General features: G+C 40.6%; 16 protein-coding genes. 13 read left to right on the plus strand and 3 right to left on the minus strand.

Annotated features, from left to right (window positions below; translation table 11 throughout):
* The first annotated feature begins 103 nt into the window (after nucleotides 1-103).
* The 9 genes from HWQ40_RS30440 to HWQ40_RS30480 all read left to right on the plus strand — a co-directional run bounded on the left by HWQ40_RS30440 (nucleotide 104) and on the right by HWQ40_RS30480 (nucleotide 10,324).
* On the plus strand, nucleotides 104-1,357 hold the full coding sequence (locus HWQ40_RS30440; protein WP_292785554.1) for an exonuclease SbcCD subunit D: 1,254 nt from the start codon (nucleotides 104-106) through the stop codon (nucleotides 1,355-1,357).
* A 42-nt stretch (nucleotides 1,358-1,399) separates the two neighbouring features.
* Entirely contained in the window at nucleotides 1,400-2,029 is a 630-nt protein-coding gene (locus HWQ40_RS30445; RefSeq protein ID WP_292785556.1) for a restriction endonuclease subunit R, read from the plus strand.
* A 517-nt stretch (nucleotides 2,030-2,546) separates the two neighbouring features.
* Nucleotides 2,547-3,701, plus strand: a complete 1,155-nt coding sequence (locus tag HWQ40_RS30450) for a sulfate ABC transporter substrate-binding protein (protein ID WP_292785558.1) — start codon at nucleotides 2,547-2,549, stop codon at nucleotides 3,699-3,701.
* 85 nt (nucleotides 3,702-3,786) lie between these two features.
* Complete coding sequence (locus HWQ40_RS30455; RefSeq protein ID WP_292785560.1) at nucleotides 3,787-4,788, plus strand: PstS family phosphate ABC transporter substrate-binding protein; 1,002 nt, start codon at nucleotides 3,787-3,789, stop codon at nucleotides 4,786-4,788.
* A 49-nt stretch (nucleotides 4,789-4,837) separates the two neighbouring features.
* Nucleotides 4,838-5,779 carry a phosphate ABC transporter permease subunit PstC gene (pstC, locus tag HWQ40_RS30460; protein ID WP_292785562.1) on the plus strand — a complete coding sequence of 314 codons (942 nt, stop codon included), beginning with the start codon at nucleotides 4,838-4,840 and terminating at the stop codon, nucleotides 5,777-5,779.
* Between the two features lie 11 nt (nucleotides 5,780-5,790).
* The gene (gene pstA, locus HWQ40_RS30465) at nucleotides 5,791-6,690 is read left to right on the plus strand and encodes a phosphate ABC transporter permease PstA (protein ID WP_292785564.1); all 900 of its coding nucleotides are present in this window, start codon (nucleotides 5,791-5,793) and stop codon (nucleotides 6,688-6,690) included.
* 51 nt (nucleotides 6,691-6,741) lie between these two features.
* On the plus strand, nucleotides 6,742-7,569 hold the full coding sequence (gene pstB / locus HWQ40_RS30470; protein WP_292785566.1) for a phosphate ABC transporter ATP-binding protein PstB: 828 nt from the start codon (nucleotides 6,742-6,744) through the stop codon (nucleotides 7,567-7,569).
* Between the two features lie 93 nt (nucleotides 7,570-7,662).
* Nucleotides 7,663-8,088, plus strand: coding sequence for a hypothetical protein (locus HWQ40_RS30475; RefSeq protein ID WP_292785568.1), 426 nt, complete (start codon nucleotides 7,663-7,665; stop codon nucleotides 8,086-8,088).
* A 112-nt stretch (nucleotides 8,089-8,200) separates the two neighbouring features.
* Entirely contained in the window at nucleotides 8,201-10,324 is a 2,124-nt protein-coding gene (locus HWQ40_RS30480) for a DHH family phosphoesterase (protein ID WP_292785570.1), read from the plus strand.
* Between the two features lie 64 nt (nucleotides 10,325-10,388).
* Here HWQ40_RS30480 and HWQ40_RS30485 read toward each other — a convergent pair whose 3' ends face one another.
* Complete coding sequence (locus HWQ40_RS30485) at nucleotides 10,389-10,511, minus strand: photosystem II reaction center protein Ycf12 (RefSeq protein ID WP_230966570.1); 123 nt, start codon at nucleotides 10,509-10,511, stop codon at nucleotides 10,389-10,391.
* A gap of 248 nt (nucleotides 10,512-10,759) precedes the next feature.
* On the opposite strand from HWQ40_RS30485, the gene HWQ40_RS30490 reads away from it, so the two are divergent.
* The 3 genes from HWQ40_RS30490 (at nucleotide 10,760) to HWQ40_RS30500 (ending at nucleotide 11,984) form a co-directional block, all read left to right on the plus strand.
* The gene (locus HWQ40_RS30490; protein ID WP_292785572.1) at nucleotides 10,760-11,110 is read left to right on the plus strand and encodes a YkgJ family cysteine cluster protein; all 351 of its coding nucleotides are present in this window, start codon (nucleotides 10,760-10,762) and stop codon (nucleotides 11,108-11,110) included.
* Nucleotides 11,111-11,209: 99 nt separating this feature from the next.
* Complete coding sequence (locus HWQ40_RS30495; RefSeq protein ID WP_292785574.1) at nucleotides 11,210-11,641, plus strand: TMEM165/GDT1 family protein; 432 nt, start codon at nucleotides 11,210-11,212, stop codon at nucleotides 11,639-11,641.
* Between the two features lie 40 nt (nucleotides 11,642-11,681).
* On the plus strand, nucleotides 11,682-11,984 hold the full coding sequence (locus HWQ40_RS30500) for a TMEM165/GDT1 family protein (RefSeq protein WP_099100177.1): 303 nt from the start codon (nucleotides 11,682-11,684) through the stop codon (nucleotides 11,982-11,984).
* Nucleotides 11,985-12,166: 182 nt separating this feature from the next.
* Here HWQ40_RS30500 and HWQ40_RS30505 read toward each other — a convergent pair whose 3' ends face one another.
* Nucleotides 12,167-13,093 carry a cobalamin-binding protein gene (locus HWQ40_RS30505; protein WP_292785576.1) on the minus strand — a complete coding sequence of 309 codons (927 nt, stop codon included), beginning with the start codon at nucleotides 13,091-13,093 and terminating at the stop codon, nucleotides 12,167-12,169.
* A gap of 597 nt (nucleotides 13,094-13,690) precedes the next feature.
* Between HWQ40_RS30505 and HWQ40_RS30510 the strand changes: the two genes are divergently transcribed.
* A complete protein-coding gene (locus HWQ40_RS30510; protein ID WP_292785578.1) occupies nucleotides 13,691-15,910 on the plus strand; it encodes a PAS domain S-box protein in 2,220 nt (739 codons plus the stop codon).
* A 59-nt stretch (nucleotides 15,911-15,969) separates the two neighbouring features.
* Here the strand turns inward: HWQ40_RS30510 and HWQ40_RS30515 are convergent, their stop codons facing one another.
* Nucleotides 15,970-16,416, minus strand: coding sequence for a GNAT family N-acetyltransferase (locus tag HWQ40_RS30515; RefSeq protein WP_292785580.1), 447 nt, complete (start codon nucleotides 16,414-16,416; stop codon nucleotides 15,970-15,972).
* Between the last annotated feature and the right edge of the window lie 190 nt (nucleotides 16,417-16,606).

Here is a 16,606-nt window from a genome sequence, read left to right on the forward strand (position 1 = left end):
GCGGCACACTGCGTGAACGCACGTTTTTTGCCCGATCTCACAAAATCGCGTTGCTCCATTAATCATTAGTCATTAGTATTTAGACAAATGACTAAAGACAAATATGATTAAAATCCTCCATCTCTCTGACATCCACATGGGAAGCGGTTTCTCCCACGGACGAATTAATCCGGCAACGGGATTAAATACACGATTGGAGGATTTTGTCAATACATTGTCTATATGTATTGACCGAGCACTTACAGATACTGTTGATATGGTGATATTTGGTGGTGATGCTTTCCCAGATGCTACACCACCGCCTTATGTACAACAAGCTTTTGCTAGCCAGTTTCGCCGTCTCATGGATGCCAATATTCCGACAGTGCTGTTAGTAGGCAACCATGACCAACATTCCCAAGGACAGGGAGGAGCGAGTTTAAATATTTACCGCACTTTGGGAGTGCCAGGGTTTGTTGTTGGTGATACATTAACTACGCACTGTATCGAAACCCGCAATGGCAAAGTGCAAGTAATTACCCTGCCTTGGCTGACTCGTTCAACTTTGATGACTCGTCAAGAGACTGAAGGTTTGTCTTTGGCGGAAGTCAACCAACTATTAACGGAACGTCTGCGAGTTGTTTTAGAAGGGGAAGTTCGCCGTCTTGACCCCGATGTACCTACTATCCTTTTGGCTCACTTGATGGCTGACAATGCTACCTTGGGTGCAGAACGATTTTTGGCAGTAGGTAAAGGTTTTACTCTACCCCTATCTTTGCTGACGCGACCTTGTTTTGATTATGTAGCGTTGGGACACGTTCACCGCCACCAAAATCTGAATAAATTCAACAACCCACCGGTAATTTATCCAGGGAGTATTGAACGAGTAGATTTTAGCGAAGAAAAAGAAGACAAAGGCTATGTAATGCTGGAACTGGAGCGGGGAAGGGCTGAGTGGGAATTTTGTCCCTTAACAGTTCGGACTTTCCAAACCATTGAGGTGGATATCTCAAAAGCAGATGAGCCGCAAGTGTTGTTAATGAAAGCGATCGCCAAGTATGATATTCAAGATGCTGTAGTGCGGCTAATTTACAAACTCCGCTCTGAACAGATGGATTTGATTGACAGTTCCTCTCTACATACTGCTTTATGTCCTGCTCATACCTACACCATTCAAGCAGAATTAGTGAGTCAATTAGCCAGACCCCGGATTCCTGAATTGAGTGCAAGTAGTAGCATCGACCCAATGGAAGCGTTGAAAACTTACTTGAATAACCGCGAAGACCTGAAAGACATCGCAGCATCAATGATGGACGCAGCGCAGAAGTTGCTAGCAGATGAAGTGGAAGTTTGGCTGGAAGCAGCAACTAATGAGTAGGATAAAGCCAATTAATTTGCTATACTCCACTTCCCAAAACTTATGACGCAAACAATTCAAGCAAAGATCATAGACTTACGCTACTTAATCGATAACTTTGGTATTCAGTTAGTTTTAGATGGCTCATTTTTCAGTGAATGGCAAGAAGATTTACCAGAAATTAATGATTTAGATAAACAACTTTTAGACAAGGTGAAAATGGGTTATTTAAATCTTCTTAATTACCCGCCTTTACTAGAAGATATAGTTAGAATGGCAGTTGTAGACCCATTACTTTTCATTGGGGGTTTTTATCTAGCTCCGTTTTATGTAAAATCAGAAGAATCTATAGATATTGCTGTGCCAGATGAAGATGTAATCATCAAAGGTAGAATAGATACCTTAGTTTTAAAAGAGCAATTTTGGGTAATGATTATTGAGTCTAAAAGAGCTTCCTTTTCAGTGGAACAAGGACTAGCACAAATTCTTGCTTATATGTTAGGAAATCGGTATACTGATAAACCCAGTTTTGGTATGATTGCCACGGGAAGCGAGTTTATTTTTGTCAAATTAGTGAAAGGAAATCTACCGCGTTATGCTTTATCAAAGGGTTTTTTGATGCGAAACCCTGAAAATGAATTGTACGACGTGATCCGCATACTCAAGCATCTGACTCGCTTGGAGAGTGCTTGAAGCACTCAGAGTGTAAAACTAGCGATGCTTTCATTAATAATGTTTACAGATCATCTGCTTTTGAGAGTTAGACATTATACACAGATAATAGAGAGTCGTAATGAGCGCACTCACCTAATTATATGTTCTACCAATAAGGGCGATCACATTGCTAAATCCCAGCATACCTTGATTCAGTAGTGAGTGCGATCGCTAAATTCTGATATTCAAGATGCTGTAGTGCAGCTACTTTGTTTTCAAAACAGCTTTACAAGCTAAAAAAAGCTGATTTTTTAATCCAGCTTGGTATTAATCATCACATATTATTTAGCAAAATTATGTATTGATGCAATCGGGTTTTTCGCTTTCTAGCAGAAAAAAGGCGTTTTTTGAAATTCCTTGGTAAATCAGATTTATTGCTACTATTGCTCACTTAGTAAAAAAATTGAAGTCAGATGATAAATATTATTCTATAATACCCTATAATTTTTATTACGGTATCCGTCTACAAATACCGTAGATTTAGGGGTGAATTCTGATGGGCAAGTGGCAACAACCGACACAATTAAGTAAATTCCTAAGTGAGGGGATGCAGGCTTATGTTATGAAGGCTTTGCAGAGCATACAATCATATCAACACGCAATTAAAAGTTGGTTGAATGGACACAGTGTACAAAGCTTTGTAAGTCTGTTCCTTATAAGTATTTTTTTGAGTATAGCAGTTACCTCCTGTTCTGGAAGCAGTTCAGCTAGCAAAAATGATGTTAAGTTAAAACTCGTTTCATTCTCTGTCACCAAAGCCGCTCATGACCAGATAATTCCCAAATTTATCGAAAAGTGGAAGCAAGAACACAACCAAAATGTCACATTTGAGCAAAGTTATGGTGGTTCTGGCGCTCAAGCGGCTGCTGTGATTAACGGTTCCCAAGAAGCAGATATAGTACATTTGGCACTTCCCCTGGATGTCAACAAAATTCAACAAGCAGGTTTAATTAAATCAGGTTGGGAAACTAAAGCACCGAGAAGTGGTATTGTTAGCAAATCGGTTGCTGCGATCGTCACTCGCGAAGGCAACCCGAAAGGCATTCAGACTTGGGCAGACTTGGCAAAAGATGGCGTGAAAGTAATTGCAGCTAACCCAAAAACTTCTGGTATTGCTATCTGGGAATTCTTGGCTTTTTGGGGTTCGGTGAGCCTAACGGGAGGTGACGAAGCCACAGCATTAGATTATGTCACCAAAGTTTATAAAAATACCCCTATCTTAACGAAAGATGCCCGTGAAGCAAGCGATTTATTTTTCCAAAAAGGTCAGGGAGATGTCTTAATTAACTACGAAAATGAGGTAATTTTGGCACAAAGAACTGGTACGAAGTTGCCTTACATTATACCAAAAATCAATATTTCCATTGATAATCCTGTAGCTATAGTCGATAAAAACGCCGATAAGCACGGTACAAGAGAAGTTGCACAAGCATTTGTTGATTTCCTTTACTCGACAGAAGCTCAACGGGAATTTGCAAAATTACAATATCGTCCTGTTAACCCCACCGTTACCCAAGAAGTAGCATCACAACATCCCCCAATTGAAACTTTATTCACATCTCAAGATTTAGGTGGTTGGGATATTATTCAGAAAAAGTTTTTTGGAGAGGGGGCAATTTTTGACAAAGTTCAAGCTGCCAGTAAAGTATGATATCTATATTTTTCGTGCAGGATTATCTACTAGCCGATAGCCAAGTATAAGGAATTCTTCAGTCACTTTACTCAATTGATAATTTATGAGCTTTCGTAGCAGATTTAAGGATAGCTTTTTCCTGACATTTTTAATGATTATTGCCAGCAGTATCACTGCTTGTAGCAGTAATGAGGAAAAGAAAAGTCAGGTGAGTATTGATGGTGCAGCTGTAGGTTTTCCTATTTCTTTAGCAGTTGCAGAAGAATACGGTAAAGTCAAACCTGAAGCTAAAGTAAGCGTTGCCTCAAGTGGTACTGGTGGTGGTATCAGTAAATTTTGTGCTGGAGATATTGATATTGTTGGTGCTTCTCGCACCATTAGAGATGAAGAAATCAAAAAATGTCAAAGTAAGAATATTAAATTTGTAGAGTTGCCTATAGCTTTAGATGGCATCGCTGTAATTGCCAACCGCCAAAATAACTTTGCTCAATGTCTAACTATTAAGGAACTGGGTAAGATTTGGGGCGGCAAATCAGACGGCAAAATATTGACATGGAATCAAGTTAATCCCAAATTTCCTAATCAAAAGCTGAAGCTATATGCTCCATCTTCTGATACGGGAACATTCGATTATATGACTCAAGCTGTCACTGGCAAAGCCAAGAATGGCCGTACAGACTACACTGCCACTCAGAATCAAAACCTTCTCGTACAAGGAGTGTCAGGTGATGTATCAGCCTTGGGTTATGTAGGGATATCTTACTACATTCAAAACCAAGATAAACTCAATCTAGTTGCTGTAGAAAGTCCCACAGGCAAGTGTGAAAAACCAGTTCCGGTAGATAATGTGATCAAAAATATCTACACACCTTTATCTCGTCCTCTGTTTATCTATGTTAGTAAAAAATCCTTAGATACTAAGCCAGCAGTAAAACAATTTGTAGATTTTTATCTAGAAAATTCTTGGAAGTGGGTAGATAGTGTTGGTTATGTAGCATTACCTGATGAAGCTTACCTCAAAGTTAAACAAAAATTTGCTACTGGTGAAACTGGGACAAAATTCAAAAAAGCAAAACCAGGTGAACCGATTACAAACTTTATTTAAATAAAGTCTCAGTCATTGTAGTTTAATTTTAGTGAGAAATTAATTGTTTATGCAAAATACCAATTCTCAAGACGATCCTTATCTACTATCCAGACAATCACTGGAGAAAAATGCATCTGAAGATATTTCAGAAAAGATTGTTGCGGCCATTTTATTTGCTTGTGCTTTAGTTTCGGTTTTAACTACCTTTGGGATTGTCGTAATTATCTTTCAGGAGACATTCGGTTTTTTCCAAGAAGTTTCTTTTGCCCAATTCTTTCTTGATACTAAATGGACGCCTTTATTTGCCGATAAACATTTTGGCGTTTGGCCATTGATTAATGGCACTTTCTTGACTACAGCTATTGCGATGGCAGTTGCTATTCCTTTGGGTTTGTCTTCTGCTATTTATTTGAGTGAATATGCTCAACCCAAAGTAGCAGCAATTTTACGTCCAGCAGTGGAACTTTTAGCGGGAATACCTACTGTAGTATATGGTTACTTTGCGCTGTTGTTCCTTACACCATTGCTGCGGAATTTTATCCCTTTAGAAATATTCAACGCTTTGAGTGCGGGGTTAATGATGGGGGTAATGATTACTCCTACTGTTGGTTCTATCAGCTTAGATGCTATTCGAGCAGTTCCACGTTCTTTGCGAGAAGGAGCTTATGCTTTAGGTATCACTAAACTTGAAACCATTTTTAAAGTAGTTCTACCAGCCGCGCTTTCTGGAATCATAGCCTCGATTATTTTGGGTATTTCTCGAGCTGTGGGTGAAACAATGACTGTCCTCATCGCCGCCGGACAACAACCAAGACTAACTGTTAATTTTGCTGAATCAATAGAAACAATGACAGCTTACATGGCACAAATTTCTGGTGGAGATAGTCCACGTGGTAGTCTCAATTTCAAGACATTATATGCTGTAGGCGCTGTTCTGTTTCTACTTACCCTTGCTTTGAATATTGTTAGTTACTGGATTGCTAATCGCTTTAAAGAAAAATACGACTAACATAGATATATATGGCTACAAGTTATCAACAAGATGATTCTCTAGATTCTGCGGCAGAATTTACCGATAATGTTGAGAGTAGGGAGACATTAGGGAAAGTATTTGAAGTACTTTTTTTGTTAGGATTGCTGATTGGTTTATTTATCCTAGCGTTGCTACTTTTTGATATTTTCCGAGACGGATTAGGCAGATTTTTATCACCCGGCTTTCTTACGGAAACTCCTTCTCGTTTTCCTGACCAAGGTGGTATTCGTCCTGCGATTATCAGTAGTGTCCTTTTAGGATCTGTTGTGATTTTAGTGACTGTCCCAATTGGTGTAGGAGCAGCTTTATATCTAGAAGAGTATGCACCTAAAGCTTGGTGGACAGCGATTATTGAGATTAATATCAGTAATCTGGCTGGTGTGCCTTCTATTGTCTATGGATTGCTAGGTTTAGGGGTTTTCAATTATTTGCTTGGGTTTGGCCCGGCTTTGATTTCCGGTGCATTAACTTTATCTTTGTTGTCTTTACCAGTAATTATTGTGACAGCTAGAGAAGCAATTCGCGCTGTCCCAGATTCCCTGAGAAATGCTTCTTACGGATTAGGTGTCACAAAATGGCGAACTATCAGCAATCATGTCATACCCTATGCTATTCCCGGTATTCTGACGGGGGTGATTATCTCTGTATCCCGCGCTATTGGTGATGCAGCCTCTCTAATTGTTGTAGGTGCTGTGGGTTTTCTCACCTTTAACCCTGGTTTGTTTCAGAGATTTATGGCATTACCCATTCAAATTTATAGTTACATCACTCGTCCTGAACCGGGTTTTGCTAGTGCAGCAGCAGCGACAATTATTGCGTTGTTAATCTTGATTTTAGTTTTGAATGGTGTAGCAATTTATATTCGACAACGCTTCTCAATAAATTAGGTAATTAAATATCTAATTCGATACATTCACGGATATTAGGAGTTCAGCCAAATGACTTATAGCAATAGTAGAAGTCAATCAGATAGCGCCACAATAGACCAAGACAAGGGCGTATTCAATGTTGAAGGGGTGAAGGTGTTTTATGGAGGATTTTTGGCACTTTTAGATGTCTATATAAAGATTCCTGATAAACAAATTATTGCTTTTATTGGGCCTTCAGGATGCGGTAAAAGTACCTTACTGCGTTGCTTCAACCGGATGAATGATTTAATCCCTGGAGCTAAGGTTGAGGGTAGACTGAATTATCGCGATCGCAACATTTACGATCCGAAGATCAATTCTGTAAAATTGCGACGACAAGTCGGAATGGTTTTTCAAAGGCCGAATCCATTCCCCAAGTCAATATACGAAAATATATCCTTTGGCCCGCGGGCTAACGGTTACAAAGGTAATATTGATGAATTGGTGGAAGATTCCCTTAGACGCGCTGCAATCTGGGATGAAGTCAAAGATAAACTCAAAGAGAAGGGAACTGCATTATCTGGCGGACAACAACAACGGCTTTGCATTGCGCGTGCGATCGCCATGAAGCCAGATGTATTATTGATGGATGAACCATGTTCTGCTCTCGACCCAATTTCTAGCCGCCAAGTAGAAGAACTCTGCTTAGAACTCAAGGAGCAATATACCATCATTATGGTGACACACAATATGCAGCAAGCTTCCAGAGTCGCAGATTTCACGGCTTTCTTCAATACAGAAATTGACGAGCATGGCAAACGTCGTGGAAAATTAGTTGAGTTTAATCCTACGGCGCAAATGTTCAGTTCTCCTCAAACCAAAGAAGCTGAAGATTATATCAGTGGACGCTTTGGTTAAAAACACATCACAGTTCTAATTCTGGAAAATATGCTGAGGCTTAAGAGTACTAAATTGAAGTAATATTTCAGTTTAGTACTTATACTGTGTATTATGTTTAAGCCTCTGTCATTTGCTTTAGTTGCAGCTACCATTCTAGTAGCAGCAATCAATAATCCTAGTGCTACCCTAGCTCGAACTTGTGCCTCTAAGTGTGGGTCGCACCCAATTCAGTTTACGCCTGGGCAACACATCCGAGTTGAAGTTATAAATAGCACACCTAACCTGGTTAAAATCCAAAAACCCTCCGGGACTGATGCAATATCCTTGAGTCCAGGGCAGAAATTAAGTTTAGAAGAAATAGAGGGTACGGAGCCAAATACATCTCTGATATTTTGGAGTGAAAAAGGTTTATCACTACAAGCAATTGTCTCAAAACCTAACTTTGGTACATTGCGGCTGGAACTGCGTCCGACTTGGCGCTCTCCGGGCGATCGCTCTTTGTATATTACGGATGATGGTAGGATAAACGTGTTTTAACAGAAATGTTAGGAGTTAGGAATTATGCAGTTATGAGTTAAGAAATAACTTTTAATTCAAAACTCCTAATCTATAACTTCTAACTCCTAACTTCTAACTCCTAACTTGTATTGTGCTAGACCGACCTGTATCTGAACTATCAAAGCCTCACCGACGCTTACCCGATCAGCGCTGGCAAATTTATCCACAAAAACCAGAATTTGCCCAAAATCTGGCGGTTTTGACAAATATTTCACCCATTGTCAGCCAGTTGTTGATTAATCGTGGTTTGGAAACACCAGAACAGGTACAAGCATTTTTAGATCCAGAGTCTCTAGTTTTACCTTCGCCTTTGGAAGATTTCCCAGATTTGGCGATTAGTTTGGAGTTGTTGCAAAATGCGATCGCTTCTCAAACAAAAATTGCTATCTGTGGTGACTACGATGCTGATGGGATGACCAGCACAGCTCTACTTTTGCGTAGTCTCCGCACTTTAGGCGCACAAGTAGATTATGCTATCCCCAGCCGGATGCACGAAGGCTACGGTATTAATAAACGCATAGTTGAAGAATTTCACAGCGAAGGTGTAAGATTAATTCTGACTGTAGATAATGGTATCTCTGCGTTTGAACCAGTTGCTAGAGCTAGAGAACTTGGTCTTGCAGTGATTATCACCGATCATCATGATATCCCCCAAAAATTACCGCCAGCTAACGCTATCCTCAACCCCAAACTAATAGCTGAATCCTCACCTTATCGGGGTGTTGCTGGTGTTGGTGTTGCCTACATCTTGGCAGTTTCTCTAGCACAACAGTTAGGCCAGACTAAGGGCTTGATCCAGCCGATGCTAGCACTTTTTACACTGGGAACGATCGCAGATTTAGCCCCCTTAACTGGTGTAAATCGCCGCTGGGTGAAACGCGGTTTACAGCATTTACCCAAATCCAATTTAGCTGGAGTGCAGGCGTTAATTCAGGTGGGTGGAGTGCAGGCGAGGGGAGATGAGGGAGCAGGGGGGCAGGGGAGCAGGGGAGCAGAGGAGAAAATCCCCAATCCCCAATCCAAAATTCAAAATCCAAAATCGCTCAAGCCTGAAGATATCGGGTTTCGCTTGGGGCCGCGAATTAATGCTATTGGTCGGATTGGTAATCCCCAGACTGTGATTGAATTGCTGACTACAGATGATATGGGGGTGGCGCTGGAAAGAGCAATGCAGTGCGAACAAGTCAACGCCTCTCGCCAGGAGATGTGTCAGCAAATTGAACAAGAAGCGATCGCTTATGTAGAGACAGAATTTGTTGCGTCTCTACAAGATGACCGTGTATTAATTGTTGTTCAACCCAACTGGCATCATGGCGTTATTGGCATAGTCGCCTCCCGCCTGGTGGAACGCTACGGTGTTCCCGTGTTTATCGGGACTTATGAAGATGAGGGACATATACGCGGTTCTGCACGCTCAATTCCAGAGTTTCATGTATTTGAAGCTTTGGAATCTTGTCACGATTTACTAGGCAAATTTGGTGGACACAAAGCAGCCGGGGGATTCTCTCTACCAGCAGAAAATTTACAGGTGTTGCGATCGCGTTTGATTGAGTTTGCTAACCAGTGTCTTGAACCCCAACATCTCAAGCCTTTACTCAAAATTGATGCAAAAGTCAACCTCAATCATATCAATCAGCAGCTTTATCAACAGCTTAATGCTCTGCACCCCTGCGGTATGGACAACCCCGATCCAATTTTTTGGACAGCTAATGTCCAAGTGGTTGAGCAAAAAATCGTTGGCAAGGGTCACATCAAACTGACAGTTGCCCAAACTATAGATAATCAGCAGTATAAAATCAAAGCGATCGCTTGGCGTTGGGGCGACTATTTCCACCTACCATCGCGAGTGGATATTGCTTATAAACTACGAGAAAATTACTTTAATGGTAACACCAGCATTGAGCTAGAGTTAATCGGAGTCAGACTGCCAATTCAGATTCAACAATTTTTTGTTTCGCCACCTATCCAGTCAAGCATCACCTTTGAGTACAACCAGCGACAATATACGTGTGGTTTCTATAAAAACGGTATTGAAGCAGAATTAAGAATTAAAAATTCTCAAGGCAAAGTATTAGCCATGCAGCCAGGACATATAATTGGATTGCTGGGCACTAATCGTCAAAACGCCAAAAAAGTTGATATTTCTCAACCACAGTATGACAATATTATCCAAGCTGCACTTCAGGCGTTATCAGTACTGAGTGCTGAGTTATGAGTTATGAATTCTTAATTCACTTCTCACTCCTAACTGTTAATTCCTTAGTCAGCACTCAGCACTCTTATAAGTTGCCGTTGCGAAATGCCAGCACAAATATTACTGCTGGGCCAGCAATCACGATTAGCGCCACGGACAGCAATTGGAATATAACTTCCCAATTGATATTGATAAAAGCGTTAAACAAGTCAGACACAGCGTCAAACATTTTCCCTTTTCTCCTCTTAATTGTTTTAAAAAATTCAATAACTTAATTACAAAACCCGCAATCGATCATATCTGGCTATGGTCTGTTAGATTTAATTTACTTAACAAAATTATAAGAAAAGACATAAAAACGTAAAATAGGGGGATTGGGAATGGGGCATTGGGCATTGGGCATTGGAAATTAGGTTATTCTCTCCTTGTCCCCCATTCCCCACTCGCTAATCCAAAATGTCAAATTGGCAATGTATAAAGCAATGTGGAGCCTGCTGTAATCTCGATCCAGCAGAGCGTCCAGACTTGGAAGAGTATCTCTCACCACCAGAACTAGAACTCTACCTCAGCATGGTAGGCGAAGGGGGATGGTGCGTTAATTTCGACCATACCACGCGAGAATGTCGCATCTACCCTAATCGTCCGCGCTTCTGCCGTGTGGAATCAGAAGTGTTTCAAGATATGTATGGGGTTGAACCAGAAGAAGTCAACGATTTTGCTATTGACTGCTGTCGCCAGCAAATAGAAGGAGTTTATGGCGATCGCAGTTTAGAAATACTACGCTTCGACAAAGCTGTTGGCCTTTGACACCCAACCCCCTTTTTTTGTGTGGGGTTGCAATTTATGACAAAAATCTGAGAAAATGATAGAAATATGAAAACACCCTAGCAACCAAAACTACTGCTTGTGAAACTTGATTCTGCACCTTTGGAGATTTCTGGCATATCTCAGACTGAGATTGAGCTAGAGATGGAAGACAGCAATGATTTTAACTTAACTCCTGCGATCGCTCCTTTAGTTCAGCCTGTAGTTGTCGATAGTCCTCAAAAGCAGCAATCAGCGCTAGTAGTTTTTGGTACGACTTTTGTAACCATTTTTCTAGCAGAAATTGGAGATAAAACTCAGCTATCCACTCTGTTAATGAGCGCACAATCTCATTCGCCGTGGGTGGTATTTATCGGCTCGGCGGCGGCGCTAATAACCACTAGCTTATTAGGTGTACTTTTAGGTAGTTGGATAGCTAATCGACTCAGCCCGAAAACTGTAGAAAAATCAGCCGGCGTGATGTTGTTAGTAATTTCTCTAATGCTGTTTTGGGATGTATTTACTAGTAATTAGTCATTAGTGATTAGAAAAATTCCCCACCCCCCTTAATTGTATGGATTGGCATTTATTAGGACTGAGCTTTATTACGGTTTTTTTATCAGAATTGGGTGACAAAAGTCAGCTAGCAGCGATCGCACTTTCAGGACGTTCTAATTCTCCACGTGCAGTATTTTTCGGTGCAGCAGGCGCATTGCTGTTGACAAGCCTGTTGGGATCGTTAGCAGGGGGTGCAGTAGCTGAATTATTACCTACACGTGTTTTAAAAGCGATCGCGGCTGTAGGATTTGCTATTCTTGCTGCACGCCTGCTGTTATTTAACAATGAACCATCGGCAGATTCTGAACAAACACCTTAGAGAAGAATTCAGAATCCAGGAATCAGAATTATTCTTCGTGAGGTATTGGAACCCGCCAAAGTTTTAAACCAATATCATTCAGTACTTTGACAAGCTCAGTAACCATCAAAGTCGAATTAATACTGAATCCTGACGCCTTGGCGGAGCGTCTCCGGCTCCGCTCCTGAGTTCTGAATTCTTCTTTACAAACCTTCCCAAGCAGTTCCTTTGTAGCCGTATTGAAAAATTTCTGGATGCAAAATTTCTGCCAAAATTTCTAGAGAATCTACCAGTCGCGGCCCTGGACGATTGAAGTAAGAATTGCCATCAGTAATATAGACTCTACCAGCTTCGGTAGCGTGTAGTTTTTCCCACTCTGGACGTTGAGTTAATAACTTGGCTTCTTGGCGAGTGCGATTTAAATCAAAGCCACAAGGCATAAAAACAATTACATCTGGATTCGTTGTTAATAATGTTTCCCACGGCAAGATCGGAGAAGGCTGACCTGTAGTGCAAAATAGAGACTGTCCTCCTGCTAAGTTAACTAATTCAGGAATCCAATTAGCGGCGACCATCAAAGGATCAGTCCACTCGATACAGGCGACAGTAGGTAGTTCATCTAAAGAAAGCCCTTGGATTTTTTGCTGACAAATTTTGACGCGAGCTTCTAAATTTTCTAAGACTTTTACCGAGTCTACGCCAAAGGTGTTGCCGACTCGCTCAATGTCAGCCCAAACATCTTGGAGAATATTGGGTTGTAAAGAAATAATCTGAGGTTTACTGTCAATGAGTGTAGCAACTGCCTTTTCAACATCGTGTAAGCTAACAGCACAAACATCACACTGGTCTTGAGTGAGAATATGGGTAGGCTGCAATTGCTCTAAAACATCTGTTTTGATTTCATAAATACTAAGAGCAGATTGCAATAAATTATTCACTTCGTCGTGAATTTGGCTGCTGGAGGCATCACTGTTTAAACGTGCTTGGGTACAAATGGGGCGATTGAGGATTTCTGGAGGGTAATCGCATTCGTGCGATCGCCCCACAATAGCATTAACCAACCCTAGTGTCGCTAAAATCTCTGTTCCACCGGGAATCAGGGAAACAATTCTTACATCACTATCTGTCATCGCTCCACCTCCGCAAAAGCTGCCTTTACCTTAAGTTTGGCAGAATTTGAGCCATTAGGTATCTTTCTCTAGGAGAATCAAGGGTATTTTGCTAGTCAGTACTAAGCAAGAAATCGTACTAGTACAGCACAGCGTAAATAAACTAATACCAATTTTTTATGAAGACGCATAGAAATAACCCCACCGCCTACAGCACCTCCCCAAAGCATCGGGGAGGTTGGGAGGGGTCAACCCCTTCTCTGCGAGACGCTACGCGAACGGGGAATTCAAAATTCAAAATTCAAAATTCACGCATTACAATCCCCATAAATAAATTTAAAAATACTATACTACTTGTACTACTTGATAGTAGAATTACTTAATAGTGAAATTACTTGAAATGCTAATTATCCTCTGGCAAAAATCACTGTTATGAAGTAACAGAAGTAATCAGCAAAATCTAGCTTATAGCTAATTAGCTAGAATTATAAAATTTAATTAGAAAAATTATACTTTCCGGTTATGAAAAACCATATCAAGTAATTGTAGTTATACAAAGACAGTTCTACTTTTTCCGTAGAACTGCAAGTCCAAATTATTTCTTCTTGAGGGCAACTAATGCAGGTCGTGTCAGCTAGAGATATTACAGAGCACAACCAGGCCCAAGAGGCTTTACGAATCAGAGAAAATAGTCGGCGAAAACAAAGTCAGACACTGGTGCAACTGGCAAGAAGCAAGACATTTCAGCAAGGTAATCTCAATGCGGTGTTGAGAGAAATCACAGAAACTGCTGCTCAGACGCTGTTAGTAGAGCGAGTGGGGGTATGGTTATATAATGAAGAACGTTCAAAAATTGAATGCATTAATTTGTATGATGTCAAGACTAAAGAGCATACCTTTGGTAACTCCCTTTTAAAAACAAATTTTCCTGCTTATTTCCAGGCTTTAGAAGAGGAACGTACCATTGCCGCAGATGATGCCAGAAACGACACCAGAACCCAAGAATTATCCGAGTCTTATCTTTCAGTTTTGGGCATCACATCTATACTAGATGCACCAATTTGGCTAGAGGGCCATTTGGTAGGCGTAGTGTGTCACGAACACATAGGCGAAGGTCGCCAATGGACTTTAGAAGAAGAGAGTTTTGCTGGCTCAATTGCAGATTTTGTGACGCTGGCTATAGAAGCGAGCGAGCGAAACGTCGTACAGGAAGCACTGCGACAGAGTGAGGCACAATTTCGGGCGATTTTTGAGCGTTCCTCTATCGGCATTGGACTTATAGATATGAAAGGGCAGATAGTCGATACTAATCTGGCATTGTGCGAGATTTTCGGATACAGCCGAGAAGAGTTATACGGCAAGTGCTTTACAGATTACATTTCCATAGAAAGGGAGGATTTAAAACTTTACAAACAACTGATGTCAGGAATTCGCACAGACTTAAAGAGAACTTCGAGGGACGGTTTACAACCCTCCAAACATCAGAAACAGCTTGTCGAAAGACATCGGATTGAGATAGAAAGACGCTGCCAGCATCAAAATGGTAGCTTAGTTTGGACTCATCTCTCTGTTTCTGTTATACCAGGCAGCAATGGTGAACCTGAGTTTTTTCTAGCGATGATTGAGGATATTACTGAACGTAAGCAAACAGAGTTGAAACTACGTGCCTCTCAAGAAGCAGCAGAAGCTGCCAGTCGGGCAAAAAGTGAATTTTTGGCAACCATGAGCCATGAGTTGCGGACGCCTCTGAATGCGATTATGGGTTTGTCACAGTTACTGCAACAAGAAATAGTTGGCTCTCTGAATGAAAAGCAGAACGAATATGTAAGTTGTATATATAGTAGTGGTGAACATCTGCTGGCAGTGATTAACGATATCCTTGACTTATCTAAGGTAGAAGCAGGTAAAGAGGAACTGTTACTATCATCTTTGTCGGTGGCAGATATATGTAATTATGCCATCTGGACAGTGCGCGATCGCGCCTCAGAAAAGGGATTGCAACTCACATATGAAATTGACCAAGAAGCTGATATTTGTATTGCTGATGAGCGGCGCATCAAGCAAATGCTACTCAACTTGCTGACCAATGCCATTAAATTTACCCCAGCAGGTGAAGTATCGCTGGTAGTCAAAAAAGTGCCACAAGGGATAACGTTTACAGTTTCAGATACTGGTATTGGTATAGATTCAAGCCAGTTTCAATTTCTATTTGAACCGTTTAAACAGCTTGACAGTCGATTAAATCGGCAGTATGAAGGCACTGGTTTGGGTTTAGCCTTGACGCGTAAATTAGCGCGTTTACATGGTGGAGATGTTACCGTGACATCAACTTTAGGAAAGGGCAGTCAGTTCACTCTGTTTCTACCAAATCCAGAGCATCCGGGAAATGGGGAAAATGAGACAAATGAGATAGATGAAACAGAAGAGGAAGCAAATTTTACCTCGTCCTCTTCTTCTTCAGTCATCCCCACAAATAAAACTATTTTGCTTGTAGAAGAAGAGGAAAATACAGCAACACTGTTGCAAGATTATCTCTACACAATTGGCTACCAAGTCAAGTGGATAGATAATAGTAACGACTTTTTGAAACAGGTACAAAGCTTTCAACCAGATTTAGTTTTTTTTGATTTCCAGTTAGTAAAAGATATTCATATCTGGAATTTGCTGAATATCCTTAGACAAGAGCCTTATCGGAAACATTTACCGATTGTAATGATGACCTTTAGCGAACCTTTAGAGGAGGATATTGCCATGCTGCCAGGTAGTGTTAATGACTACCTTATCAAGCCAATTTGCATAGTCCAGCTAGAGTCAATCCTGATGAAATACTTTACTTAATTACTCATAAAAATGCATTTTTGTATGAACAATTAGTGAAAAAAACATACTATATATTTTTACTTTGACTGTGAAAATATTTTTCTCATTTTCACATGGAGAATACTGGCTTCTTCAAATATTTCTCCTTCTTCTACAAAATCGAGTTTTTTGTATAAATCTTTCACATATTCTTGAGCATGAATCACTACTTCTGGAATATTTTGGTTAGCTATCACCTGTAGGGCATTTTCCATAATTTTCTTACCAATACCTTGCCCTCTAACTGTCGATAAAACAGCTAACCTTTCTATCTTGGCAGTTTTATGATCTAAATATCTGATTCTGGCAGTACCCACAACTTCCACATTTAAATAAGCAATTAGATGATCGGATATTTCATCTTTGCCATCAAATTCTAAAGTGGGATCTACCCCTTGTTCTTCTTGAAAAACTGATTTTCTAATTGCTTTAATTGCCGGAAAATCTTTAGGTAATTCAGCAACTTTTATAACTAAATTACTCATGAAACTCTCTTTGAGGTTACTACCTATTGTAGTTTAACGTGAGTTTGATACACCTCTCCGTGCTTTGAACTAAAGTTGAAGTCTGTCCCTCTTTGAGTCGGAGAGGGAAGATTTGACGTAGTAAAATCAGGGAGAGGTGTTTTGATTGGGCTAATTAGACGGACACTATATTAGCCGTAGAATTCACGTT

It is taken from the genome of Nostoc sp. NMS9 (assembly GCF_017114995.1).
Taxonomy (GTDB): Bacteria; Cyanobacteriota; Cyanobacteriia; order Cyanobacteriales; family Nostocaceae; genus Nostoc.